At 36.6% G+C, this 26,378-nt stretch carries 17 protein-coding genes; 2 read left to right on the top strand and 15 right to left on the bottom strand.

Annotated features, from left to right (window positions below):
• Nucleotides 1–19: 19 nt before the first annotated feature.
• From ACKC83_RS07295 to ACKC83_RS07225, 15 genes are all read right to left on the bottom strand, one after another.
• Entirely contained in the window at nucleotides 20–388 is a 369-nt protein-coding gene (locus ACKC83_RS07295; RefSeq protein WP_414036346.1) for a YtxH domain-containing protein, read from the bottom strand.
• 110 nt (nucleotides 389–498) lie between these two features.
• Nucleotides 499–1,473, bottom strand: a complete 975-nt coding sequence (locus ACKC83_RS07290; RefSeq protein ID WP_434037564.1) for an aldo/keto reductase — start codon at nucleotides 1,471–1,473, stop codon at nucleotides 499–501.
• Nucleotides 1,474–1,558: 85 nt separating this feature from the next.
• The gene (locus ACKC83_RS07285) at nucleotides 1,559–2,776 is read right to left on the bottom strand and encodes a bifunctional alpha/beta hydrolase/OsmC family protein (protein WP_434037563.1); all 1,218 of its coding nucleotides are present in this window, start codon (nucleotides 2,774–2,776) and stop codon (nucleotides 1,559–1,561) included.
• Nucleotides 2,777–2,816: 40 nt separating this feature from the next.
• Entirely contained in the window at nucleotides 2,817–4,388 is a 1,572-nt protein-coding gene (locus tag ACKC83_RS07280) for a protein adenylyltransferase SelO (RefSeq protein WP_434037562.1), read from the bottom strand.
• A 9-nt stretch (nucleotides 4,389–4,397) separates the two neighbouring features.
• The gene (gene msrA, locus ACKC83_RS07275) at nucleotides 4,398–4,934 is read right to left on the bottom strand and encodes a peptide-methionine (S)-S-oxide reductase MsrA (protein ID WP_434037561.1); all 537 of its coding nucleotides are present in this window, start codon (nucleotides 4,932–4,934) and stop codon (nucleotides 4,398–4,400) included.
• Nucleotides 4,927–5,385, bottom strand: a complete 459-nt coding sequence (gene msrB / locus ACKC83_RS07270; RefSeq protein WP_038532034.1) for a peptide-methionine (R)-S-oxide reductase MsrB — start codon at nucleotides 5,383–5,385, stop codon at nucleotides 4,927–4,929. Before msrB ends, msrA begins: the two co-directional genes overlap by 8 nt.
• A 327-nt stretch (nucleotides 5,386–5,712) precedes the next feature.
• Nucleotides 5,713–7,398: an alpha-amylase family glycosyl hydrolase gene (locus ACKC83_RS07265; protein WP_434037560.1), complete on the bottom strand. Its 1,686-nt coding sequence runs from the start codon at nucleotides 7,396–7,398 to the stop codon at nucleotides 5,713–5,715.
• 3 nt (nucleotides 7,399–7,401) lie between these two features.
• Entirely contained in the window at nucleotides 7,402–9,288 is a 1,887-nt protein-coding gene (locus tag ACKC83_RS07260) for an alpha-amylase family protein (RefSeq protein WP_434037559.1), read from the bottom strand.
• Nucleotides 9,288–11,672, bottom strand: coding sequence for a TIM-barrel domain-containing protein (locus tag ACKC83_RS07255; protein WP_434037558.1), 2,385 nt, complete (start codon nucleotides 11,670–11,672; stop codon nucleotides 9,288–9,290). Before ACKC83_RS07255 ends, ACKC83_RS07260 begins: the two co-directional genes overlap by 1 nt.
• 103 nt (nucleotides 11,673–11,775) lie before the next feature.
• Nucleotides 11,776–13,677 (bottom strand): glycoside hydrolase family 13 protein, encoded by a 1,902-nt coding sequence (locus ACKC83_RS07250; protein ID WP_434037557.1) that lies wholly within the window; start codon nucleotides 13,675–13,677, stop codon nucleotides 11,776–11,778.
• Nucleotides 13,678–13,730: 53 nt separating this feature from the next.
• On the bottom strand, nucleotides 13,731–15,845 hold the full coding sequence (locus ACKC83_RS07245) for a glycoside hydrolase family 97 protein (RefSeq protein WP_434037556.1): 2,115 nt from the start codon (nucleotides 15,843–15,845) through the stop codon (nucleotides 13,731–13,733).
• Nucleotides 15,846–16,010: 165 nt separating this feature from the next.
• On the bottom strand, nucleotides 16,011–18,305 hold the full coding sequence (locus ACKC83_RS07240) for a glycoside hydrolase family 65 protein (RefSeq protein ID WP_434037555.1): 2,295 nt from the start codon (nucleotides 18,303–18,305) through the stop codon (nucleotides 16,011–16,013).
• Between the two features lie 80 nt (nucleotides 18,306–18,385).
• A complete protein-coding gene (pgmB, locus tag ACKC83_RS07235) occupies nucleotides 18,386–19,042 on the bottom strand; it encodes a beta-phosphoglucomutase (protein ID WP_434037554.1) in 657 nt (218 codons plus the stop codon).
• Complete coding sequence (locus tag ACKC83_RS07230; protein ID WP_434037553.1) at nucleotides 19,039–20,421, bottom strand: MFS transporter; 1,383 nt, start codon at nucleotides 20,419–20,421, stop codon at nucleotides 19,039–19,041. The genes pgmB and ACKC83_RS07230 overlap by 4 nt, the downstream gene beginning before the upstream one ends.
• A gap of 129 nt (nucleotides 20,422–20,550) precedes the next feature.
• Nucleotides 20,551–21,591, bottom strand: coding sequence for a LacI family DNA-binding transcriptional regulator (locus ACKC83_RS07225; protein ID WP_434037552.1), 1,041 nt, complete (start codon nucleotides 21,589–21,591; stop codon nucleotides 20,551–20,553).
• Nucleotides 21,592–21,823: 232 nt separating this feature from the next.
• Here ACKC83_RS07225 and ACKC83_RS07220 point away from each other — a divergent pair, with 232 nt between their 5' ends.
• The gene (locus ACKC83_RS07220) at nucleotides 21,824–24,736 is read left to right on the top strand and encodes a SusC/RagA family TonB-linked outer membrane protein (RefSeq protein WP_434037551.1); all 2,913 of its coding nucleotides are present in this window, start codon (nucleotides 21,824–21,826) and stop codon (nucleotides 24,734–24,736) included.
• Between the two features lie 11 nt (nucleotides 24,737–24,747).
• Complete coding sequence (locus ACKC83_RS07215) at nucleotides 24,748–26,361, top strand: RagB/SusD family nutrient uptake outer membrane protein (RefSeq protein ID WP_434037550.1); 1,614 nt, start codon at nucleotides 24,748–24,750, stop codon at nucleotides 26,359–26,361.
• Nucleotides 26,362–26,378: the final 17 nt, after the last annotated feature.

Raw genomic sequence — 26,378 nt, 5'->3', positions numbered from 1 at the left:
AAAAATTTAAAAGTTATAATTAAACCGTTGCAGTCGTTTTAGACGTTCCGTTAGTCTTAACGTCTTTTCTAAAATGTCTGTTTTTAGTTTTTAAAACTTCTAATTTTTTTTCTAAAGCATCGATAACTTCGTCTGATTTATGGCTTGAATCAGCAAGAATGCTTTCTATTTGCTCTTCTAAAGTTCCTTTTTTAACATTCACTTTTTTAGCTACTGTATCTGCGAATTCTGTAGCTTGTTCTGCTAATTTATTTTTTCTAGCTTCTGCCTCTTTAGAGATTATTTTACGCGTTTTACTACCTTTTTCAGGAGCGAATAATATTCCCATTGCTGCTCCTAAAGCGGTTCCTGCTATAATACCTAAAATTGTATTTCCTGAATTGTTCATAGTTTTAAATTGTTTAATGGTTAAACTTAATACTACAAAGTTATGTTGAAAGCGAAGGTCTAGTTGACTCTATACGTTTTAAAATTGACGGGATTAAAAATGTAAGTCATTTATCGCCAAGCTAAAGCACTGCGTTCGGCCCAATACGATTCCGTTTCTGATGCGAATATTTGAAGTTGATGTCGCTCTGCTTCTGTTAATTGAAACGACAAGGCTTTTAAATTATCTTGCAACTGATCGCTTGTTAAAGCACCGCTAAGCACCACCTGAGGCTCTAAACTATCTATTATAAACCGTATAGCAACGGCATCTATTCCCACATTATATTGTTTCGCCAGGAATTTAAAATAGGTATAAGCTTCAGAATATTTTGGAAAATCCTTATTCTCGAACACACGTCCGTTAGCCAAAGTTTCTTTTATAATAACTGTTTTATTATCGCTTAATAACTGATTCAATATTTTAAAGGTAGATTGTTCGAATACATTGTACGTAACCTGAAAGCTGGTAAATAACGGCTCGCCTTCGACTTGAACTTTTAAAGCCGTTTTAATAATTTCTACCTGATTAGCACCACTGGTAGAAACTCCAATCTGCATACCCGTTTTCTTTTTGATACGATGTAATTCTTGAAGCGCTTCTGTATTGGTAAAAATACCACTATCTAAAGTCGCAGAATGCACTTGATATATTTTAAGCTCCGGCAAAAGCACTTGAGAGACTTCCCATTGCTCTTGTAATTTAGAAATTGAATGTTCTTTAATTTCGTGCTTTCCACGGTATCCTAATTCCCAATTCGCCATATAAGTATAACCCCATTTGGTACTTAAATTTACATCGGGATACGATCTTAATGTATGCCAATCAATTAAAAACTGTTCACCTTTCCCATAAGATGGCGCCACATCAAAATACCGTACTCCAAAACGATAGGCATCGTCTAAAACTTGCATGGCATTTGCTCTAAATACCGTTTCCGATTGCGCTATTTCTTCCTTTTTTATGTTGATGTATTCCGGGCGACCAATAGCCGCGAGTCCTAATCCGATTTGGGTTTGTTTTGGCATAGCAATTATAATTTTCATCTAAATTACTAAACTAGATTCAGAATCAAGACAAGTTATAAGAATAGATATTTACAGATCATAAAAGGGTAATTCCAATAAATAATTATTGCACTTCGGTTTCTATAATGGTATCACTAATTAATGTTTTATGCACAGGACATTTAGATGCTATTTCTTTTAAACGTGCTTTCTGTTTATCGTCTAAGTTTCCTACAAATTTTAAGGTCTTTTTTAGATAATCTATTTGTGCTGGTTTTTCTAAATCTAGCTTAAGATCGTCGCTATGTTTTTTAGAATATGTAATATAAACAAACACTTCTTGTAAATCCCATTTTTTACGCTGGGCATATAATTTTAGCGTCATCGCGGTACAAGCGGCCAAGGCTGCGTTTAAATATTCGTAAGGTGAAGGTCCAAAATCGTCACCTCCAACGCGCTCTGGTTCATCGGCAATTAACATATGTTTTTTCGTCTGGATATTCGTTGTAAAGTTATCTTCTAACAGATTTAAATGCGCAACTAACTGCTCGCCTTCGGTGTCTAAAATCTCGCTGTCTTTTGCCTCGAAATAGCGCTGTACCCAAGTCCCAATTACATTACCCACATATTCACTATCTCTAGAGTCTGTCAATAAATGATCGGCTTGATCTAAACTCACAAAACTTTTAGGATGATGTGCGGTTTTATACAAACGTTCTGCATTTTCAATAGGTACTACACCATCAAAAGGTGCATGCATAATAAGTAATGGTTTTCTTAAGTTTTTAGTAATCTCAGGCAGATCGGTTTTACTAAAATCGTCTACAAATTCCTTATTTATATTAAAAGGTCGACCTCCAATATTAACTTCTACATCTCCTTTTTCTTCAACATCATCAAATCCATGCGAGAACAAATGCGTTACATGCTCTACTGTTGCAGGAGCACCAACTGTTGCCACAGCTTTTACAGACTTTAATTGAGATGCCGCTACAATTACGGCTGCACCTCCAAGCGAATGTCCAACCAATAAGGACGGGGCTTGAAAATGTTCTTCTAAATATTTACTTACCGCCAATAAATCGGAAACATTTGCAGAAAAATGACTATCGGAAAATTCGCCTTCACTTCTACCTAATCCCGTAAAATCGAAACGTAGCACCCCAAAATCATGATTGGTTAACGAACGACTAATGTTTTTAACCGCAGATAACGTACTGGTACAGGTAAAACAATGTGCAAACACTGCAAAATAATTCGGATTCTGATTTGCAGGCAATTCTAAATAGGCCTGAAGTTTTACACCTTTATCATTTTCTATTTCAAGTTTCTGACTTTTCATATTTTGATTTATTATTGATTAAAAATACGGTTACATAAATTTACGAACTGCAGGACAACATCGAACAACCCACTTTATTCCGTGCCCATTCTGGTCGTTTTGCAAACCATTTTTCAGAGTCTGGTTGCTCGTCGTATGGATTTTTTAATAAATTGAATAATTCATCCACCAATGCATAATCTCCTTTTTCAGCGTCATCTATTGCCAATTGCGACATATAGTTTCTAAGCACATATTTGGGGTTAACGCCATTCATTTTTAAAGCACGTTCTGCATCAGACAATGTTTCTTTTTGTAATCGGTCCGAATACGTTTTAAACCAATTATTCCAAACTTCTTCAATTTCTGAAGTCATGGCATCTGGATTGTAAAAAGCGTCTTCGATAAGTTTCAATCCATTTGAAGGATTTCCTTTTTCAAATTTCGAAAGATTTCTAAATGCAATCGTCATGTCTGTTTCTAGCATTTGCAATGCATCTTCAAAATCTTGAATCAGTTTTAAGTCGGATTCTTCCGCTTTAAAAAGCCCTAATTTTGAACGCATCATCTGTAAAGACTGGGTTTCAAAATTCGTTTTATACGCATCTAAAATAGCTTGTAACGCATCGACATCTTCAATTAAAGGATATAACGCATTTGCTAGTTGATATAAATTCCAAAGCCCAATATTAGGCTGGTTTCCGTAGCGATATCTCTTATGTTGTCTATCGGTTGTATTTGGCGTCCAACCATAATCGAAACCTTCTAACCAACCGTAAGGCCCGTAATCTATGGTTAAACCTAAGATTGACAAATTATCGGTATTCATTACACCATGCACAAAACCGACACGTTGCCAATCGACAATCATTTTAAGCGTACGTTCAGAAACTTTCTTGAAAAAGGCTAAATACGTTGCTTTTGATGGTGCTCCCAATTCTGGATAAAAATGTTTTATCGTATAATCTGTAAGCGTTTTAAGTGTTTTAGCATCTTCTCGAGACGCTAAAAGTTCAAAGCTTCCGAAACGCAAGAAACTTGGAGCCACACGACACACTACTGCACCTTCTTCGTATTCCGGATTTCCGTTATACATAACATCGCGTAATACTTGGTCTCCCGTTACCGCTAACGATAATGCTCGCGTAGTAGGCACGCCCAAATGAAACATGGCTTCGCTACATAAATACTCACGAACAGACGAACGTAACACCGCCAAACCATCGGCGGTTCTAGAATATGGCGTGGGACCAGCACCTTTTAATTGCAAAGCCCAACGCTGATTTTTATATTCAATCTCGGTTAAATTTATGGCACGACCATCGCCTAATTGTCCTGCCCAATTCCCGAATTGATGTCCGCCATAGCACATAGCATACGGTCTTGTATCTTCCAACATTTGATTCCCTGTGAACACTTTTAAAAATTCTTCCGACTGACTTTCAGCTTCCGAAATCCCCAATGTTTCCAACAATTCTGGAGACACATGAATCAATTCTGGTTTTGCAGTATGTTTGGGCGTAACATAAGAAAAACAAGCTTCGCTAACCTGACGCCTAGAGTTTTCTAGAATCGGATCGGCGGGAAGTTCGCTTGTAAACGTCTCGTTTATATGTGATTTAAAAGTTTTCAAAGGGCGTGTCTATTTTAATTTATCGGCATGCATTTGCCTTAACTTGGCTAGCTTCGGATTAATAACCGCAGTGCAATAGCCTTGTGTTTTATTGTTTTCGTAATAGTCTTGATGATAATCTTCAGCTTCAAAAAATGGTCCTAACACACTCACTTCTGTCACTATTTTATCATCGAAATACGGTTGAATATTTTCAATTACAACATCTATAATCGCTTTCTCTTCTTCATTCTGATAGTAAATTACAGAACGATATTGCGTCCCACGATCGGCACCTTGACGATTTAAAGTTGTAGGGTCGTGTGTGGTAAAAAAGATGATTAAAATATCTTGTAATGAAATCACATTCGCATCATAGGTAAGTTGAATAACTTCGGCATGACCGGTTAATCCCGAACATATTTCGCGATATGTAGGTGTTCCAGGGACCGTACCTCCAGTATATCCTGAAACCACTTTTTCGATACCCTTTACCTGTTGAAACACAGCCTCTGTACACCAGAAACAACCGCCTCCTAGCGTGATAATTTCTTTTGTATTATCCATGATGTTCTTCTTTCTCTAGCGTAATTGATTCTGAATTTACACAATAGCGTAATCCACTTGGTTCTGGTCCATCAGGAAACACATGACCTAAGTGCGCATCGCAAGTATTACACATCACTTCTACACGAACCATACCGAATGCGGTATCCTTTTCGTACTTGATGGCATTCTCTTGGATAGGTTGCGTAAAACTTGGCCACCCTGAGCTAGATTCGAATTTTATAGTTGAATCGAATAATAACGTCCCGCAACACACACAACCATATTTTCCAGCTTCGTGTGCACTACAAAGTGCTCCCGAATGTGGTGCTTCGGTTCCTTTTAATCTTGCTATTCTAAATTGGTGAGGTGTTAATAATTCTTTCCATTCTTCGTCGGTTTTCTCTACACGACGATGGGGTTCTGGATTGCCATTCACGGCAAAATCCATTATATTTTTCCATGTAAGCATACTATTCCTTTTTTTAAATTTGTATTAAAAAATAACACTGATGGTTATATGATATCTGTATTAGACTCATTAACGCGCTCCATCTTACATACAAATATGATTAATTCCTATTGGGCATAAAAATATCGCTTGTTAATAATCATACAATTTTTACTTAAAATACAATTAAAAATTACAATATAAAAACGAATAAAACCTATCTCAATGCATATATGCGATTGGGATAGGTTTATGCTTAACATTGTAAGTGAATGCCATGTAATTATGTATTCACTTATATAGAATCAATTTCTATTACACTTAAAAAATAAAATCAAAAGGTAATGATTACTTAGAGGCTTTCTTTGCTTCTAACAATACGATATCATACTCATTGTTCAGAATAACATTTCCATTTTCGACAGTAACATCGGTATTAGAATAGGCATCATGAATATTCAAGCGTTCAGGAAAAACGCCTCCAACGGGTATTATTTTCTTTCCTTTTTCAAGATTTAAACCAATAACCACTCGGTCTTCAAAATCGTCTTTTTTATATATTCGAGAAAACACATATGGTGCTTCAGAAATCATGTGATGTCTTCCTGCTCCAACCGCTGGATGGTGTGCTCTAAACTGACCTAATAGTTGCCAATGTGCTAAAACCGCTTGCGTTATAGGATTAGAATTTATATCGTCCCAATTCATAAACGTACGTAGATTGGCATCGCCAATTGCACCTTCGGCATGCAGGATTCTAGCCGATTCATCGCCATAATAAATTTGTGCGGCACCTTGAGTAAGCAACAATTTTGTAGCCGTTTCAAAAGGTTTTATGCGCATCGGGTCGAATGGCTGACCATCGTCGTGAGAACTTAAATAATTTAGTACACTGTAACCTTTTAAATCGTTATTAAGTATACTATCGTATTTGGTAAACATGGACTCGTAATCCATTTGTTGCACATTCCACTTAAATTCAAAATTGATTAATTGGTTGAATGCTTTATCGAAATAATTGACTTTACGGTCGCCAAAATCGAAGGCTTTTTTATGACTTATAACATAGTTATACACTTCCCCTACAAGATAGAATCCATTATCGTCTAAGACTTTATCGGGATTTTCCATTTTAAACTGAGCAAAAGCAGTATCCACAACCTTTCTAAATTCTTGCCACACATAAGGTTCTGTATGCTTAACGGTATCTACTCGATAACCATCAATTCCGAATTCTGTGATATAATCGGCTAGCCATTTCATGATGTAAAAACGGGGTGCTCTTGGGTAGCCTGTGCTCTCAAAAAAAGCATCTAATTCGGCTACTTCTTTCTCATATCTGCCTTCTGCTTTCCATTTGGCAATAAGCTGAGGAGGTAACTCCACTGCATCATCACTTTCTGTTCTAATATCTGGTAAATTTTCAACCAAAGTACAACTTACGGTGCTATCGAAATCTTGATAATCGCAAGCCGGACCTGTTCTTACCCAATCATCGGGCCAAACAGGGTCTTTCTCCGTTACCGGCCCCCTATGATTAATAACAGCATCTAAAACAATACGAATGCCTTTACTATGTGCCACTTCTACAAGCTGTTTTAAATCTTCTTTTGTCCCGAAATCAGGGTCTAAATTCGTCCAATCCTTAGTCCAATAGCCATGGAAACCATAAGATAATCCAGTACCTTCATCTGTACCGCCATGAATTTGCTCTACAATTGGTGTCATCCAAATGGCATTTACACCCAAATCTGTAAAATAACCCGATTCTACTTTTTGTGTTACCCCTTTGATATCTCCACCTTCAAAACCTCTTAAAACTCCAGTTTCTAGATCTCTTCCATAATTTAGATCGTTGGATGTATCTCCATTATTAAAACGATCGACTAACATGAAATAAATTGTAGCCGCGTCCCATCTAAAAGGTACTTCCACTTCTTGCCCAATTGATTTATCAGTTGACTTATCAGTTGTTTTGTTTTGACACCCTGTAACCATAATTCCCAATATTAAAACTACTATAAAGTTACGCATAATCTATTGCAATTTAAAGATGAAAGATTGTAACGGCTTTACCGCAATTTTGGCTTCGGCTCCATTTTCTGAAACCTGTAAAACTGTTTGATACGATTTATACAATTGGTCTTCTAACAGGTATTCTCCTGGTTTTAATTGCCAAGCATCTACAAGGTCTTTTGGTAGTTTTAAATAGAATTCTGTACCGTAATCGGCATCGAAATTATTAACAATTATAAGTTTCTCGTTGTCGTTCCATCTGGCATAAGAGAATTGTTTTAATCCATAATCGCCCGTATTATGCGTATTGTAGTCATGTAGGTCTTGGTAGTTCCCCATTAAGGCCTCACTAGAAATTGTGAAATTTAGCAAGCGCTTATAGAAATCGTATAATTCTAATTCTTCTGTAGTAGATTGTCCGCCATCGAATTGCTTATTATTTACCCAACGTCTTAAGGTTGGCACACTTCCGTAATCGAAAATTGATGTTCTAGACGGGTCTCCAAATCCTAAATCTTCTGCACCTGGCTCTCCAAATTCTTGTCCGAAATAAATTAATGTCGGTGACGTGCTTATGGTTGCAGAAACCACCATAGCTGGCTTGGCTTTAAAGGCATTTCCTGCAAACTCTGGACTTGCAATACGTTGCTCGTCGTGATTTTCTAAAAAGTGCAACATGTGGTGTTCGATATCGCTTAAATCTCTTTGGATTGGCACAATATCGTCGGTTTTTCCCCAACCTTGCATAACATGCTTAAGTGTATCGTACAACTGTACTTTGTCGTATAAATAATCCATTTTTCCTTTACGGATATAATCTCTGTATAAACTAGGATTATACACTTCGGCCAATAAAAACGCCTCAGGATTTTTCATTTTTATAGCAGAATTCATATAGCTCCAGAATTCTACAGGCACCATTTCGGCCATATCGTAACGAAAGCCATCCACACCCTTTGCCGTCCAATACAAAGCAATCTCTTTAAATTTCACCCAAGAATCCGGCACCGTTTTATCTTGCCAAAATTCGAAATGCGCTTTATAATCTTTTGTATCGAATCCGTCTGGCAAACTATCAAAATCATGATGACCTTCTGGCGTTACCCCGTAATTTATTTTTACTGTTTCGTACCAATCGTTAGGGTCTGGTTGTGGTAAACGCGAGCCATTTCCGGTCCATTTCGATGGATTTTCATCGAACTTTCCATCTAATAACTCATGTTCAGAACCTCCTAAAGGCACATATCCATTTCGGCGTTCTGGCACCACAAAAGGCTCACCCGGATTGTAATAAAAATTATTATTCACATTATAAACAACCGTTTTATCGTCGGTTTCACCAAAGTCTGTAACGCCTTCTGGTTTTGTAATGCTTTTATAGTTTCTAGCAACGTGGTTAGGAACGATATCAATAATCACCTTTAAACCCGCTTTATGAGAACGCGCAATTAAGGCTTCAAACTCTTGTAAACGCTCAGCTGGATTTTCGGCTAAATCGGGATTCACATTATGGTAATCTTTTACAGCATATGGCGAACCTGCTCGTCCTTTAACAACATCTGGGTCGTCGTTAGAAATACCATAAGCCGTATAATCTGTAATAACATCGTGATGTGGCACACCGGTATACCAAATGTGCGTGACACCTAAATCTTTAATTTTAGATAAAGCCTTATCGGTAAAATCGTTAAACTTCCCAACGCCATTTTCTTCGATGGTTCCCCAGGGTTTATTGGTCTCATTTGTATTCCCGAATAAACGTGTGAATACTTGATAAACGACTTCCTTTTTTGGTGCGGTGGCAGTCTCTGCCTTATTACTTTCTTTCAAAATATCTTTCTTTTTAGAATCACAGCTGATTAAAACTAATAAAATCATTGCAATTGATGCTATACCTTGTTTAAACATTATAATATTATTTTAATTTCTAACTCAGAATCTACCTCCCATATTAATGGAACTTCTAAAATATGCGTGTGTTTATCGTATGTAAACGCCAATTCTTTTTTACCTTTTTTAATGCTTGCTGGCGCTGTTTCCATATTATGAATAATTAGCTGAATGGTTTTTGAATCTACTTTATACGCCGGACCTACATCATCTTTAAACACAAACTGCATTCCTTTTTTATGTTGTGAATAAGAAAAATTAAGGCGCTCGTATTTTCCTTTTTCAAATGCGTTTAATGTTTCCCCATCATCATTATATAACTGAGAAGAACTGCTTGTAATGGATGCATCGTGATAGTAATGAAGCAATAAATTGTGACCGGTATACGACTTGGTATTTTGCATGCGTTTTGCCATAGGAATAAATGCTCCGCCTTTAACATAGGTTGGAATGCTATTTTCGACTACTGAAACGGTTTTGGTTTGTCCGCCTTCAATTTTTTCATCTGTATAAAAATCGAACCACATATTATTTTTTGGAAATATAACTTCATGCGTTTTTACACCTGCTTCTAAAATAGGTGACACCAAAAAGGAATCTCCCCAATAATACGTATTTGCCAAATTTTGATAGGTAACATCTTTTGGATGCTCAAAAAATAACGGACGCATTAATGGTGTCCCTTTTTTATGATTCTGGAAGGCAAGGTTGTAATTATACGGCAATAAGGCATAACGTAATCTTATGGCTTTCCGAGCCAAATTCTTTGCATGTTCGTTCCTAAAAACAGGTTCGCTAGGTACGTCTTCCTGTGCATGAGGTCTGTATATAGGCTGAAAAACGCCATATTGCAACCAACGTACATACAACTCGTCGTCTAGATTATCGCCTGCAAAACCACCTAAATCACTATGCATATACCCTAAGCCTTGCATTCCCATTTGTAGAGCAATTTCTGGCTGACTTTGCAATCCGCCCCAAGTGCGATTTACATCGCCAGACCACGGAATTAATCCGTAACGTTGCGAACCAGAATATCCCGCACGCATTAACACAAAAGGTCTCATTTTTGAATCTGCACTTAAGCTACTTTCATAAACCAATCGTGCCCAATCGTGACCATAAACATTATGCACTTCGTCTGCTGTTCCTGTGGCATGTAATAATGCTTTAGGATGCACTTCAGGCTCGCCTAAATCGCCCCAAATTCCAGATACGCCCATTTCGAATACATCCTTATAGATGTTAGAAAACCAATCGAAACCCGATTTGCTATAGATATCGATAAGACCTGTATTTCCGAAAAAGAAATCGTAAGTATAGGGTTGTCCTAATGAGTCTTTCGCTAACACATCTTGCTCGACAGCTTCTTCCCAACGGTTAGAGGTGGTTAACACAAAAGGCTCGGTAATTAAAATGGTGTTTACGCCTTCCTTATCGAAATCTTTAATCATTCTTTCAGGCGTTGGAAACGAATCTGTATCGAAAGCCAGATTCCCCATAGTGCCTTGCACCTCTTTCCCAAACCAATATAAATCTAAAATCACGGCATCTACAGGAATTTCTTCTGCTTTAAACTTAGCAATGGTTGCGCGTGTTTCTGCTTCGGAATGATAACCAAATCGGCTAGAAAAATTTCCCAAAGCCCAACGTGGTGGCATAGGTTGCTTTCCTGTTAATTGGGTGTAATTATCTATAATATCTTCCCACGAATCTGATGCAATAACCTGATAGGTTTTTCGGCCGGAAATGGTTTCGTAAGTTAGACTGTTATCCTGTTTACTATCTAAATCTAAATATCCGATAGGCGCATTATCAAAATGAATCATGTATTGCTTAGAAGACATGACTATTGGCAAGGTAAAATTCATTAACTCGCTATGCGTTTCGTAACCGTAATGTGCACGATTGTACAATTGTAAACGGTGTCCGCGACGATTCATGCCCAACGCTCTAGCACCACCACCATACAACACTTCGGTATCGTCTAAATTAAACTGAATGGCTTCACCTTCGTCGGTCTTCGAATAGCCGTCCTTTTCTGAAATTAATGGTTGCCCTTTATATGCATATTGAATTTGAAAAGGTGATTTTTTAATAATTACAGACACGCCCTCTGAATTTAGAACCATAGCTTCCGGAGTATCTGAGATGTTAGAAAACGGCGTGTAATCTTTTAAAACTACCGCATGAGATTCTGGATTTTCTTGTTCTCCTTTTGGAATAAAAGTGGTTTCAACTATTGATTTATTGTATAATTTAATCACATAAACACCATCTTGAACCACAACCTTATAACCCGCTTTAGTGGTTTCTGAAGACACAAAAGTTCTATTGGGGTTCTGAGCAAAACTGACTTGTAAAAAGCAGAGTGCAAATAATATATATAGTAAGTTTTTCATTTTATTTAGACATTAAAAAAGTGCAGGGAATTATTTTAAGAAAAGAATACTGTTGCGTATTAAAATTAACCGCTAATGCCTAAAACCATTAAAAAGAACTGTGTCATAATTCATTTTTTGTGGTTAATAAAAGCGGACCTTTTTCTGTAAGTTTTAACTGTGTTTCCCAAGTTACAGTTGCTCCCGTAACTACATTTTTAAGAGTTTTACCTTCTAAATTCAATTCCTTAAAGCGTGTTAAATCTAATTCTTTAGCATCTTCATTTTTGTTTAAAATAAGAACAACCGTTTCGTCACCATGTACTCTACACAAGACGTAAATTCCATTTTCTGGAGCAAAATGAACAGTTTTACCAGTATGAATGGCCTTGCTCTTTTTTCTATAATTTAAAATTTTCGAGACAAAATCTTGCATATCGGCCTGGTCTTCGGATAAACCTAAACCGGTAAACGCATTTACAGCATCGTCTTGCCAGCCACCAGGGAAATCGGACCGAATTAAACCATGGTCGTCTGGTTGTGCCGTGTTTTGCATTAAAATTTCGGTACCATAATACATTTGCACTATGCGTGGCACGAGAAAAATATAGCTCAATGCCATTTTAGTATTAGCAATATTTTCGTGAAGCTGAGTAAACACACGGTCCATATCGTGATTGTCTGCAAAAATTAAAATATCTTCAGGAGTTGTATAAGCAAAATCCATTGCCAAACCTTCGTACATTTTTACAAAACCAGTCGCCCAATCTTCATTTTCATTTAAGGCGCTTATTATATTTTGTTGCATCGGAAAATCCATAGTCGATTTTAAATGCGATTCGTAACCTTCTTTATTAGGTGTTCCGGCTTGCCAGTATCTTACCAATAACGGATTAGTACTCCACTCTTCACCAACAATATTAAAATTCGGGTATTCTGACATTATTGTTGAAGCCCAAGTACTCATAAATGATTTGTCGGAATACGGATAGGTATCTTGACGAATACCTGCGAGTCCCAAAGTTTCTATCCACCATATATTATTCTGAATAATATACTTCGCCATAAATGGATTTCTCTGATTTAAATCGGGCATAGATGGCACGAACCAGCCTTCGACCATATCTTTTTTATCGACTTTTGAAGCATAGGTATCTTGATTTGTAGTGCGTCGGTGATTCGAATTACGCAGTGTTCCAGAGGTTTCAAAAGCTTCTTGCTGATTCACCCAGTCTGTGAAAGGCAAATCTTTCATCCACCAATGTTCACTTCCGCAATGGTTCGCCACCATATCCATGATAAGTTTTAAACCTCGAGCATCCATTTTTTGAGCCAATTCTTTATAATCTTGAAGTGTTCCAAAACGCGGGTCCACTTCATAAAAATCGGTCATGGCATAGCCGTGATACGAAGACGAATTCATATCATTTGTCAGCATAGGTGTTGGCCAAATTGCTGTAAATCCTAAGTTATCTATATAATCTAAATGATTTATAATACCTCGAATATCGCCACCGTGTCTTGCATAATTATCGGTTCTATCTATTTTTTGTTCCCTTAAATCGGTATCGATATCATTTTTAATATTTCCGTTAGAAAACCGGTCTGGTGTAATTAAATACATCGCATCGGAACTATTAAAACCAATATAATCTTCAGGGTTTTTAGGACGAGCTTTTAACTCGTATTCATATTTAAACGAGTTACCATCGGCTTTACGAAACACGATATCGAATGTTCCGGGCTCCGTTGAAGCATCAATTTGTAAATCGATAAATAAATAATTCGGACTATGAGCTTGGTGCACTTCAGAAATGGAGACACCTGGATAGTTAATTTCGGGAATAGCGTTTCCTATTTCAGAGCTATTTACAAGCAATTGCAATTCCGAATTTTTGAAACCTATCCACCAATTTGGCGGTTCTACATGTGTGATTTGTGCACTTAAATTCAGGCTAAAAAACAGTAATACCATAGAAAAAATAATTTGCTTGTTGTTTACTAATCCTTTAGATAATTTACGCATAACTATACACTTTTTTTAGTATAAAAAACAGTATTCCGAAATAATTAAATGTCTTATTTCACTTCCATAATACTAATAGCATAACCACCTCCTGCAACAGAGATTTGAGATAATTTTGTTTTGTGATTCACCTTTTGTTTTGTAATCTTATAAGCCCGAGGGTTGGTTTTATAATCGGCATCTTTAGCATCGGCATAGATTACTGCGTTGTACGTTTTATCTTTATCTAAGAAATCTAAACTGATTTTAGATGTTCTTTTAGTATTTCCGTTAACATTCCCTACAAACCAATTACTACTCCCTTTTTCTTTTCTAGCCACAGTAATATAATGTCCTGGTTCTGCTTCTAAATAAATACTGTCGTCCCAATCTATAGCGACATCTTTTATAAACTGAAAGGCATACATAAACTGTTCGTAATGTTCTGGAAAATCTGCTGCCATTTGCAACGGACTGTACATGGTAACATACAATGCCAACTGATTAGCGATTGTACTATTTACATGCGAGTTGTTGTTAGGACTAAATTTACTAATATCCATTTCGAAAATTCCAGGTGTATAATCCATAGGACCTCCTATTAATCGTGTAAATGGTAAAATGGTGACGTGATTTGGCTTAGAACCTCCAAAAGCCTGGTATTCGGTGCCTCGAGCAGATTCGTTACCTATTAAATTAGGATATGTTCTAGCAACACCTGTTGGTCTTACCGCTTCGTGTGCATTGACCATAATTTTATAGTCTGCCGCCTTTTCGAGGGCATACTGATAATGGTTTACAATCCATTGATTGTAATGATTTTCACCTCGAGGTAAAATATCGCCTACATAACCACTCTTTACAGACTTATAACCGTGGGCGTTCATAAACTGATAGGCTTGATCCATATGCCGCTCGTAATTACGAACAGAAGCCGAGGTCTCATGATGCATCATCATCTCTACACCTTTAGATTTCGCGTAGGCATGAATACCTTCCACATCAAAATCTGGATATGGTGTTACAAAGTCGAAAACATAATCTTTAGAATGTCCGAACCAATCTTCCCAACCTTCGTTCCAGCCTTCTACTAAAACAGCATCAAAACCATGCTCGGCGGCGAAATCAATATATTTTTTTACATTTTCGGTATTTGCCGAATGTGTTTTATTTGGAGATACTTTAGAATAGTCTGTAACTCCTAATTGAACCGATGGTAAATCGTCTGTATAATGCCAAGATCCTTTTCCGGTAATCATTTCCCACCAAACACCTACGTATTTCACAGGTTTAATCCACGATGTATCTTCAATCGCACAAGGCTCGTTTAGGTTGTAAGTTATTTTTGAAGCCAGAATATCACGTGCATCATCACTTACCATAACCGTTCTCCATGGCGATGTTGCCGGCGCTTGAATATAGCCTTTATCGCCGTTAGAATCTGGTGTTAACCAAGACTCGAATATTAGGTTTTCATCATCTAAATTAAGATGCATGCAAGAGTAATTTATTAAAGCCGCTTCATGCAAGTTTATGTATAGACCGTCGTTAGTTTTCATAATTAACGCGGTTTGCACACCTGTTGGAGAAAAAGAGGTTTGCGATAAGTTTGCCGTTACTGCACCTTCAGAATACCCGCGAATTTCAGACAATTTAGATTCGGTATAATCATATTCCTGAGTATCATAATCGCCTGGAATCCAAAATGCAGTATGGTCGCCTGCCATGGCAAATTGTGTACGCTCTTCCTTAATTGTAAAATACACTAAGTTTTTTTGTTCGGGAAATTCGTAACGAAACCCTAAACCTTCGTCAAACAGACGAAAACGAATAATAACTACGCGTTCTGTATCTTCTTGGGTTAAGGTTACAGCCAGCTCATTATAATGATTTTGAATGGTTTTTACTTCACCCCAAACCGGAGTCCATGACGCGTTAAAAGTCGCCGTTTCTGTATTTGTGATTTTAAAATCGTTCAATAAAGATTTTTCATCGTCTTTTAATTCTAATCCTAAACGACTCGTTTTTATAACCTCCTTATTTTTATAAGCTAATTTATACGTTGGAGTTCCGTTTTCAAGAAGCTCAAAATGCATGGTTAAGTTACCACTAGGCGATTTTAACTCTTGTGCATGAGCTAAATGCATGGACGCAAATAAAACAATTAAATAGGGCATGATATTTTTCATTAATCTGTATTTCAAATTTATTTTTCAACTACAAAACAGCAAGTCTTACTCTTTTAAGGGCAAGTGCATTTTAACCTGTATTTAATGCTGAATACGTGCGTTATTAAAAACCACTATAACAAGAATTAAACACCTCTATCATCAAAATGCACTTTCCTTATTTTTTTAATCTTCTAACTGAAGTACTATCTTTTTATTATTAGCGAGTATTTCTAATTCGTTTCCTTTTTCAAGTTTAAATTCAGCGCCTTTTTGAGTCACTTTTACTTTTACAACCTGATTTCTAAAATTCACTTTAAACGAATAGCCTTCCCATTGCTGTGGAATTTTAGGCTCGAAAGACAACATATTATCTTTAATTCGCATGCCTCCAAAACCTTCAACAATACTCATCCAGGTTCCTGCCATAGATGTAATGTGCAGTCCTTCTTCTACTTCTTTATTATAATCGTCTAAATCTAAACGCGACGTACGTAAATAAAATTCGTACGCCTGATCCATACGGTCTAATTTAGCCGCCTGAATACTGTGTACACAAGGAGATAATGAACTTTCATGAACCGTAAATGGCTCGTAAAAATCGAAATGACGTTCAAGTTCTTCAGTAGTAAAATGATCTTCGAAAAAGTAGAACCCTTGTAACGTATCGGCTTGTTTAATATAAGGTGAACGTAAAATACGGTCCCAAGACCATTTTTGATTAATTGGTCGCGAGGCTTTATCTAAGTCGGCTACCGTAATTAATTCTTTGTCTAAGAACCCGTCTTGCTGTAAGTACACATTATATTTTTCTGAGAATGGCAAATACATGTTTCCAGCTACGGCTTTCCATTTTTCTAATTCTTCTGGAGACAGATTTACTTTATCCTGAATTCTACTAAAATCGTCTTCGTAGTCTTTAGCAACTTTCTTAATATTTTCTATCGCATAATCGATACACCACTTTGCAATATAATTGGTGTAGAAATTATTATTGACGTTGTTTTCGTATTCATTCGGACCAGTAACACCAAGAATAACATATTTATCGTGTGCTGCGGATAGCGTAGCACGCTGTTGCCAAAAACGCGCAATTCCGATTAAAACTTCTAATCCTTTTTCTGGAATATAGCTATAGTCGTTTGTGTAGCGGTAGTAGTTAAAAATAGCAAATGCGATTGCACCGTTTCTATGAATTTCTTCGAAAGTTATCTCCCATTCGTTATGGCATTCTTCACCATTCATGGTTACCATTGGATATAAGGCTGCTCCGTTTGTAAATCCTAATTTCCCGGCATTTTCGATAGCCCGATCTAAATGATGGTAGCGGTATTCTAATAAATTACGCGCCACTTTCTGATCTTTGGTCGCCATATAAAACGGAATACAATACGCTTCGGTATCCCAATAGGTACTTCCGCCGTATTTCTCGCCTGTAAATCCTTTTGGTCCAATATTTAAACGTGCGTCCTTACCTAAGTAGGTATGATTTAATTGCATGATATTAAATCGGATGCCTTGTTGTGCCTTAACATCTCCAGAAATAGTAATATCTGCCATGTCCCAAATTTTAGCCCAAGCTAATTCTTGCTGTACCAACAAATGTTGAAAGCCTAGACTAACGGCTTTACTTAGAACTGTTTTTGCCACTAAGACCAGTTGCGATGCTTCGTGATTACGATCTACTGTGTAACCACCATATTTATGAATAGAAAAAGTCTGATTTTTTTTTACCGAAGAGTTATACTTAAACATGATACGTCTATCGGTATGCGAAGTCTCTTCTTTAGCATCTAATTTTATTCCGTCTAAGAAGTATTCCGAAGTCATAAACGTACACGTTTTAAACTCCGTTTTCATGGTATGGGCTTCTATAAATGCCATGTTACCATCTTGAGTTACGGCAGTGGTTTCCCAAAACTTATCGTCCCAATTAGTATCTTCATTTGTAATTCCAGAATCTAAATAGGGCTCGAAGGTAATTTCTGCATCACCACTTAAAGGCGTGACGTTATAAGAAATAGCCCCAACCTCATCTAATTCTATGCTCAAGAAACGTTTCGTTTCTACACGAATTTGCATGTCGTTTGGCAAGGTGGCTTCAAAAGAACGTGACAACCAACCTTCTTTCATATTTAATTCACGTTTAAAATCTGAAACGTGCTTACATCTAAATAAATCTAAAGGATTTCCGTTTACGAATACATTAATACCAATCCAACTTGGAGCATTTAATACTTTAGCAAAATATTCTGGATAGCCATTTTTCCACCAACCTACACGTGTTTTATCTGGATAATATACACCAGCGATATAACTTCCTTGAAATGTTGGCCCAGAATAGTACTCTTCAAAATTAGCACGTTGCCCCATGGCACCATTACCAATACTAAATAAACTTTCTGACGATTTAACGCGTTCTACATCAAATCCTTCTTCAATAATCGACCAATTGTCTGGTTTAATATAATCTTGATTCATTTTTTTATTTAAGATAATAAAATACCGCGATTTATATACTGAAGAAGAATCATTCAGTTTATGCGCCGCTTTAGGGTATTCTAGTTGTTAATTAATTTATTTATAAATTCTGTTGAAATCTCAGTGAAGTCGTTAAAAATATAATCGGCTTCATGTAACACGTCTTGACTACCAATACCAATCGAAATCATATGTGCCGCATTTGCAGCTTGTACGCCTGCAACAGAATCTTCAAAAACGATACAGTCTTCTGGTTTTACATTTATAGCAGTAGCTGCATTTAAAAACACTTCTGGATCCGGCTTTGCTTTAGAAACATCGTTCCCATCTACAATAGCTTCAAACTTAGATAAGATGTTTACTTTCTCTAATATAATTCTTGCATTCTTGCTTGCCGAACCTAACGACACACCTTGGTTGTTGTCTTTTAAATAATCGAGCACACGAGGCACATCTGGAAGAATTTCTGAATCGTCCATTTTATTAATAAACTCTAAATATTCGGTGTTTTTTAAAGTCATTAACTCTTGAAACTTTTCTTCGGAAACCGAAGTTTCTCCCCAAGCCAAGATTTTTTTTAGCGATTCGACTCTGCTCACGCCTTTAAGTTGTTCGTTTTGAATTTCGGTAAAATCGAATCCTAAACTATTAGCAAGATTTTTCCATGCTAAAAAATGATACTTTGCGGTGTCTACAATAACACCGTCTAAATCGAATATAAATCCTTTTCTTTTCATACGTTTTCTAATTCTGGTTGATACGAGATCGCATTTTTATCTGTGATTAACAAGTTACAAAATCCTGCAATAATGAGACTTAAACCTGCCACCAACATGGCATTAATAGTTTCTTCGCCTAATAAACTAGACACAAAGTTAATTCCACCTATTGCAGCAATAATTTGTGGGATAACAATAAACATGTTAAAAATCCCCATAATAACTCCCATTTTCTTTGGATCTACGGCACTCGATAGCATGGCATATGGCATGGATAAGATGCTACCCCAGGCAATACCGACAAGTATAAATGAGTATTTTAAAAATTCTGGTGCGGGAATAAAATACATAGATAAAAATCCTAAACCGCCTAAAAACAGTGATCCCATATGCACATATTTACGATTAATTCGTTTTTTAGAGGTGTAAAAAGCCAAGACTAAAGCAAAAACCATTGAAGACAATCCATAAACTCCCATAGAGGAACCCACTAAATTTGAAGATTTTTGAAATGCCGTATTCACTACATCAAATGCTTCGGCTTGAGCAGGAATGCTTAAATCGTAAGCCGCTTCTATTGGCGCGGGTGTATGATAGATATGCTCTGTTAGTGCTGGATTGGCTAAACTCCACATGGTAAAAAAGGCGAACCAACTAAAAAATTGAATCAGCCCTAGTTTTTTCATCGTGGTAGGCATGTTCCCTATATTATTTGTAATATCTGAAATAAACGAATTTTTCTTAGCCTTCTCTTTTTCGAAAGCCTCCATATCTTCTGGCGGATATTCTGAAGTGGTAAACACCGTATATAAGATACTGACTAAAAACACCACAGCACCAATACCAAATGCCACTTTAACCGACATAGGCACAACACCCATAGGCGCGGCATCGCTTACACCTAGCTGAGACACCATCCAAGGTAAATTACTTGCGACCCAAGTACCAATACCAATAATTAAAGTTTGTACTACGAAACCGTAAGACCGTTGAGAATCGGGCAATTTATCGGCGACTAAGGCACGAAAGGGTTCCATAGAGACATTAATAGATGCATCTAAAATCCATAAAAAACCTGCAGCCACCCATAAGACAGGAGAATGCGGTACAATTAATAAGGCTATAGAGCTTAAAACAGCTCCGATAAGAAAGTAGGGCTTTCGTCTTCCCCAACGCGGGCTCCAAGTACGATCGCTCATATACCCTATAATGGGCTGAATTAATAAACCCGTTAAAGGCGCTGCTATCCATAACAATGGAATCGCTTCCTTGTCTGCACCTAGTGTTTGAAATATTCGAGACATAAAGCCTCCTTGTAATGCAAATCCGAATTGTATTCCTAGAAAACCGAAACTCATGTTCCAAATTTCCCAGAAATTGAGGGCACGCTTTTTCATTAATAGTATATTTAAATGAATACCATTGACAAGCGAAAAACTTATCAAAACTTATTGTGAGAAGTAAAAATACAAGTTTTGATTGCGGGGCTAATATACAAAATATTTTAAATTAGCCTATGTTAAATTTTATTTAGTAGACTCTCGTTCTTTTAATTCGGTCTCGATTACAACCGATTTAAAATACTCGTACTCAGACTCGTTCTCTAATTTCTCTATTAATAATTCGGCAGCAACCGCACCTATTTTCTTACCATGCTGACAAACAGTTGTAAGCGTTGGTGTGGAGTGACGGGACAAAACACCGTCTGTAAAACCAATAACTTGAAGATCTTCTGGAATCCTTTTCCCGAGCTTTCTTGCCACTTTCATCACTGTGATCGCGTACAATTCGTTTACAGCAAAAACACCATCTATGTTTGGGTTATCTAAAAATAAGGTCATAAGTTCTTGTTCTAGAACTTCAATATAATCTTCAGAAACTAGCTTATCATCAACCTTTAGTATTAATTCCGATCGGGTATCAATATTATGTTCATTAAGCGCTTCAATGTAGCCTTGCGTGCGTAAACGCCCCACACTAATATAGTCTTTAGTGGTAATGATTGCGATGTTTTCACATTGATTTTCTATTAGTTTCTCGACTGCTTTTTTAGCTCCTTTTAAGTCGTCTACAACAACCTTATCACAATTTATTTCATTTACTACACGATCAAACATAACTATTGGCATCCCTTGACTAATCGTTTCATTAAAATGATGATAATCTTGCTTTAACAAGGTTTGCTTAGACATCGATAAAATAAACCCGTCAATACTACCATTAGCAAGCATTTCCATGTTAATCACCTCCTTATCAAAAGACTCATTAGACAACCCAATAATAACATTATACCCTTTTTTATTGGCAACCTCCTCTATGCCTTGAATGACTTTCGAGAAAAAATGGTGCACTATTTCAGGAATGATGATTCCTATGGTTTTAGTCTTTCTATTCTTTAAACTTAACGCAATATTATTAGGTCTGTAATTATACAATTTAGCAAAGGCTTTAACCTTCTCTCTTGTATCTTCACTAATCTCTCTACTGTTTCGCAATGCTTTAGAAACTGTAGCAATAGACACATCTAATTCTTTCGCTATTTGTTTTAAAGTGACTTTCTTTTTCATTACTTATACATTTAATTACAAATATACTACAACCTTGTCATTTTTCAATATTTAACACGGTTTCACTGAATTTTTTTGCAAAAACACAAAAAGTTACTAACACGAAAACGTTTACGTTAAGAATTTCGTAAACAGAAAAACGATGTTAACATAAAATTTACATAATTTTAATCTCGAGAAGTAAGAATACAAAACAAACAAACCTAATCAGATTTAAATTAATTCACATTGTATGAAAACAATTTTAAACAGTTTATTACTGGCACTGTTTTTTGCTCCAGCCTTGGTATTGGCGCAACAGACGGTCACAGGAAAAGTTTCCGAAGAAACATCAAATTTACCCATACCTGGTGTAAATATTATTGTTAAAGGAACAACAACTGGAACGGCTACAGATTTCGATGGAAATTATACGCTTTCAGTTAGTAATGGCGACATTTTAGAATTTTCCTACCTAGGGTATACTTCAAGAGATATAACCTATACTGGCCAAAGCACACTTAACATTAAACTAGCAGAAAATGCTGCCGAGTTAGACGAAGTGGTGGTTATTGGGTATGGTAGCGTTAAAAAGGAAGATTTAACCGGTGCTGTAGACATGGTAAATGCAGACGACTTTAACGAAGGTCCTGTGTTATCTCCACAGCAATTAATTAGCGGAAAAGTAGCTGGTGTATCTGTAACTTCTGGTGGAGGTGCTCCTGGAGAAGGCCAAAACATTATTATTAGAGGTCAGGGATCTTTATCTTTAGAGAGAACACCGCTTTATGTTATTGACGGATTTCCTATAGATAAAGGAAGTGTTGGTGGTTCTAGAAACCCGTTAAACTTTATTAATCCAAACGACATCGAAAGTATGGTAGTTTTAAAAGATGCCTCTGCAACAGCGATCTACGGATCTCGTGCGGCTAATGGTGTTATTTTAATCACGACTAAAAAAGGAAAAGATTCTGGATTTAAATTTAGTTTAAACAGTTCGGCTACCGTTTCAACACCTTTTAACCAAGTAGATGTTATGTCTGCAGACCAGTTTACAGCGTTAATTAACGAGACTGGAACAGCAGAAAATATTGCTTTATTAGGAAGTGACAACACCAATTGGCAAGATCAAATTTACACGAATGCCTATGGATCAGATCATTCTTTTAGTGCTTTAGGTAATGCTTTTGGCGTACCCGTAAGAGCATCTATAGGTTACACAGACCAAGATGGTATTCTTATAAACGACAATTTATCTAGAACGACAGGATCTTTAAATCTTAAACCAAGTTTATTGGACGATCACTTAAAATTAGATTTAAATGTTCGTGGCATGTATACCGAAAACACATTCGCAAATAGAGATGCCATTGGCGCTGCAATCGATTTCGATCCTACAAAACCAGTTTACGATGAAAACTCTAAATATGGCGGTTACTATTCTTGGATAGATCCTAATACAGGAAACAAACCAAGTTTAGCCCCTACAAACCCTATAGCTTTAATTGACTTGGTAGACGATACGTCTGAAGTACGACGTTTAGTGGGAAATGCTAAAGTAGATTACAACTTACACTTTTTTGAAGATTTAACCGCTACAGTAAACATTGGTATAGACAAACAGAATAGTCATGGAAGAAAAGTAACCTCAGACTTAATTCCTACAGCAGACGAAACTTGGAACGGTTCTAGAACAAGTTTTACGCAAGAGGCTACAAATAAATTATTCGATGCTTACCTAACTTACGCAAAGGATTTCGAAGACATTCATAACTTTACAGCCGTATTGGGTTACTCATATCAGTCTTTTGAATTTGAAAACACAAGTTATAATAGTGAAAATGAAGAAGACGGATTAGAATTCGAATTTTTAGACAGCTCTAAAAGTGTATTACTTTCTTACTTTGGACGTGTAAATTACAGCTATAACGAGAAATATCTGCTTACCGCAAGTTTAAGAGCCGATGCATCTTCAAAATTAAATCCATACGATCGTTGGGGATACTTCCCTTCTGTTGCCGCGGCTTGGAATATTCATAAAGAATCATTCTTAGAAGATTCTGCCTTTAATGAATTAAAGCTAAGAGTAGGTTACGGAGAAGTTGGAAACGTAAATGGTTTAAATGATTACCAATTCTTAACGCGTTACGATGGTAGTACAGCAACAGCTGGATATCAGTTTGGAAACAGTTATTACCAAACCTACAGACCTTCACCAATAAACGAGGATTTACGTTGGGAAGTTGGGCAAACTTTCAATATTGGAATAGACTATGCATTCTTAGACCGAAGAATTTCTGGATCTGTAAACGTGTATTCTAAGAAAACTAAAGATTTAATTAGTAACTCCTTTATCGACCCTTTTACAAACTTCGGAAACCAAATTGAAGCAAACATTGGTGACATGGAAAATAAGGGTATCGAGTTTAACTTAAACCTTATTCCTGTAAGAACAGACGATTTCGAATGGAGTTTAAACTATAACATTGCTTTAAACGACAATGAAATCACAAACTTACCAGATCAGCAATTTGTTGGTGGTATTACAGGAGGAACAGGAAACACGGTACAAACTCATATTAAAGGAGAAGCTCCTTTTAGCTTCTTAGTATTCGAACAAGTGTACGATAGTAACGGAAAACCAATCGAAGGTGCTTACGTAGACAGAAATAACGACAACGTTATTAACGAAGAAGACAAATACATTAATCACGATCCGTATGCAGATATTACTATGGGATTAAGCACCAATTTAAGTTATAAAAAATGGGACTTTGCCGTGGTGACTCGCGCCAATATTGGGAATTATATTTACGACAATGTCGCGTCTCGTGCTGGAACCTTAAATAGAGCTACCGAAAACGGTATATTAACCAATCTGCATACAGATTACTACGAAACTGGATTCCAAAAATTTACAGACAACGGGTTGTTAAGTGATCATTATATTAAAGATGCGTCATTCTTTAAAATAGACAATATCACTTTAGGTTACACTTTAGATAACGCCTTTAACGATGCAACATTCCGTTTTTACGGATCTGTTCAAAACGTTTTAATCGCAACAGATTACGATGGTTTAGACCCTGAAGTTTATGGTGGAATAGACAACAACTTCTATCCAAGACCAAGAACATATGTATTAGGTGTAAATATTGACTTTTAATAAAAAAATTCATGAGAAATATATTAAATAAATTAACATTAGGTTTGGCGCTAACGCTCGCTGTAGTGTCATGTCACGACGATTTATACCAATTACCTACCGATCCAGATAGTTTTACAGAACAGGATGTTTTTGCCAACATAGACGAAGCAAAAAGTGCCTTGGCGAAACTATATGCTAGTTTAGCATTAACAGGACAAGAAGGACCTGCTGGTCAAGGCGATATTTCGGGTATAGACGAAGGAGCTTCGCAATATACCAGATTACTTTTCTATCTAAACGAATTAACCACAGATCACTCTGTAGTTGGATGGGGAGATGCTGGAGTACCAGATTTACACAACCTAACTTGGTCTTCTAGTAACGATTTTACAGAAGCGATGTATTACCGTTTAGGACAAGAAGTTTCTTTCTGTAACTCGTTTATTAGTAATGCATCAAATTTAGAAGATTCTGAAGCCCAAACTTTTATTGCTGAAGCGCGTTTTTTAAGAGCTTTTGCTTACTATAATCTTATAGACTTATATGCAAATGTTCCGTTAACAACAGAAGTATCAACGGAATTACCAACACAAAGTGGAAGAACAGAATTATTCACTTTTGTAGAATCTGAACTTTTAGAAATTCAGGATCTATTAGCAGATAGTAACGAATATGGGCGTGTAGATAAAGTTGCCGCTTGGGCCTTATTATCGCGTTTGTATTTAAATGCCGAATCTTGGATTGGAGAAGACAAATACGCGAGCTGTATTACGTATTCTAACAATGTAATAAACTCTTCATACAGTTTAAATACTACAGATCTTAACGGAAATGGTTCTGCTTACGATGAATTATTCGCAGCAGACAATAATCGTAATGGTTCTCAAAACGAATTCATTTTTACAGCAAATTTCGATGGTGTACAATCTACAACTTACGGCGGAACAACATTCTTAATTCACGCTTCTATTGGTGGTAGTATGGATCCGCTTGCTTCTGGAGTAAACGGAGGTTGGGCAGGACTTAGAACTACAAAAGCTTTAGTTAGTAAATTTGATAGCGCTATAACAGGTCGCGATGGCGATGGAAATCCAACAGCTTGGGCAGATAATCGTGCGATGTTTTACACCGACGGACAAGAATACGAAATCACAACCATTGCAAATACCTTTACAGATGGTTATGCTGTAACTAAATTTAGCAACGTTAATGGAGACGGAAGCCAAGCTAACGATACCTCTGGAGAATTTGCAGATACAGATATTCCTTTAATTCGATTAGCAGAAATTTATTTAAACTATGCCGAAGCTACTGTTCGTGGCGGTGGTGGAGATTTAAATACTGCAGTAAGTTTAATCAATCAATTAAGAGCACGTGCTTATGGTAACAACTCTGGAAATATCTCTATTTCTGACATGTCTTTAAACTTAATTTTAAACGAACGCTCTAGAGAATTGTACTGGGAAGGTTTAAGAAGAACAGATTTGGTTCGTTTTAATCTATTTACAACGAATACGTATGTATGGCCTTTTAAAGGCGGATCTAGTGCTGGTAACGGTGTAGAGTCTTACAGAGACATTTTCCCTTTACCAACTAACGTGATTTCTATAAATCCGAACTTAGAACAAAATCAAGGTTACTAATACTAAAACAATCTAAT

Source organism: Formosa bonchosmolovskayae, from assembly GCF_051016085.1.
In the GTDB taxonomy this organism is placed as follows: Bacteria; Bacteroidota; Bacteroidia; order Flavobacteriales; family Flavobacteriaceae; genus Formosa.
This window is presented reverse-complemented; position numbering and strand designations above follow the sequence as displayed.

Coding starts and splice junctions, on each gene's coding strand:
- ACKC83_RS07260 (WP_434037559.1), bottom strand. CDS start 9,288: ATGTTTAAACAAGGTATAGCATCAATTGCAATGATTTTATTAGTTTTA.
- ACKC83_RS07245 (WP_434037556.1), bottom strand. CDS start 15,845: ATGAAAAATATCATGCCCTATTTAATTGTTTTATTTGCGTCCATGCAT.
- ACKC83_RS07255 (WP_434037558.1), bottom strand. CDS start 11,672: ATGAAAAACTTACTATATATATTATTTGCACTCTGCTTTTTACAAGTC.
- ACKC83_RS07285 (WP_434037563.1), bottom strand. CDS start 2,776: ATGAAAAGTCAGAAACTTGAAATAGAAAATGATAAAGGTGTAAAACTT.
- ACKC83_RS07225 (WP_434037552.1), bottom strand. CDS start 21,591: ATGAAAAAGAAAGTCACTTTAAAACAAATAGCGAAAGAATTAGATGTG.
- ACKC83_RS07215 (WP_434037550.1), top strand. CDS start 24,748: ATGAGAAATATATTAAATAAATTAACATTAGGTTTGGCGCTAACGCTC.
- msrB (WP_038532034.1), bottom strand. CDS start 5,385: ATGCTTACATGGAAAAATATAATGGATTTTGCCGTGAATGGCAATCCA.
- ACKC83_RS07230 (WP_434037553.1), bottom strand. CDS start 20,421: ATGAAAAAGCGTGCCCTCAATTTCTGGGAAATTTGGAACATGAGTTTC.
- ACKC83_RS07290 (WP_434037564.1), bottom strand. CDS start 1,473: ATGAAAATTATAATTGCTATGCCAAAACAAACCCAAATCGGATTAGGA.
- ACKC83_RS07240 (WP_434037555.1), bottom strand. CDS start 18,305: ATGAATCAAGATTATATTAAACCAGACAATTGGTCGATTATTGAAGAA.
- ACKC83_RS07250 (WP_434037557.1), bottom strand. CDS start 13,677: ATGCGTAAATTATCTAAAGGATTAGTAAACAACAAGCAAATTATTTTT.
- ACKC83_RS07295 (WP_414036346.1), bottom strand. CDS start 388: ATGAACAATTCAGGAAATACAATTTTAGGTATTATAGCAGGAACCGCT.
- msrA (WP_434037561.1), bottom strand. CDS start 4,934: ATGGATAATACAAAAGAAATTATCACGCTAGGAGGCGGTTGTTTCTGG.
- ACKC83_RS07265 (WP_434037560.1), bottom strand. CDS start 7,398: ATGCGTAACTTTATAGTAGTTTTAATATTGGGAATTATGGTTACAGGG.
- ACKC83_RS07220 (WP_434037551.1), top strand. CDS start 21,824: ATGAAAACAATTTTAAACAGTTTATTACTGGCACTGTTTTTTGCTCCA.
- pgmB (WP_434037554.1), bottom strand. CDS start 19,042: ATGAAAAGAAAAGGATTTATATTCGATTTAGACGGTGTTATTGTAGAC.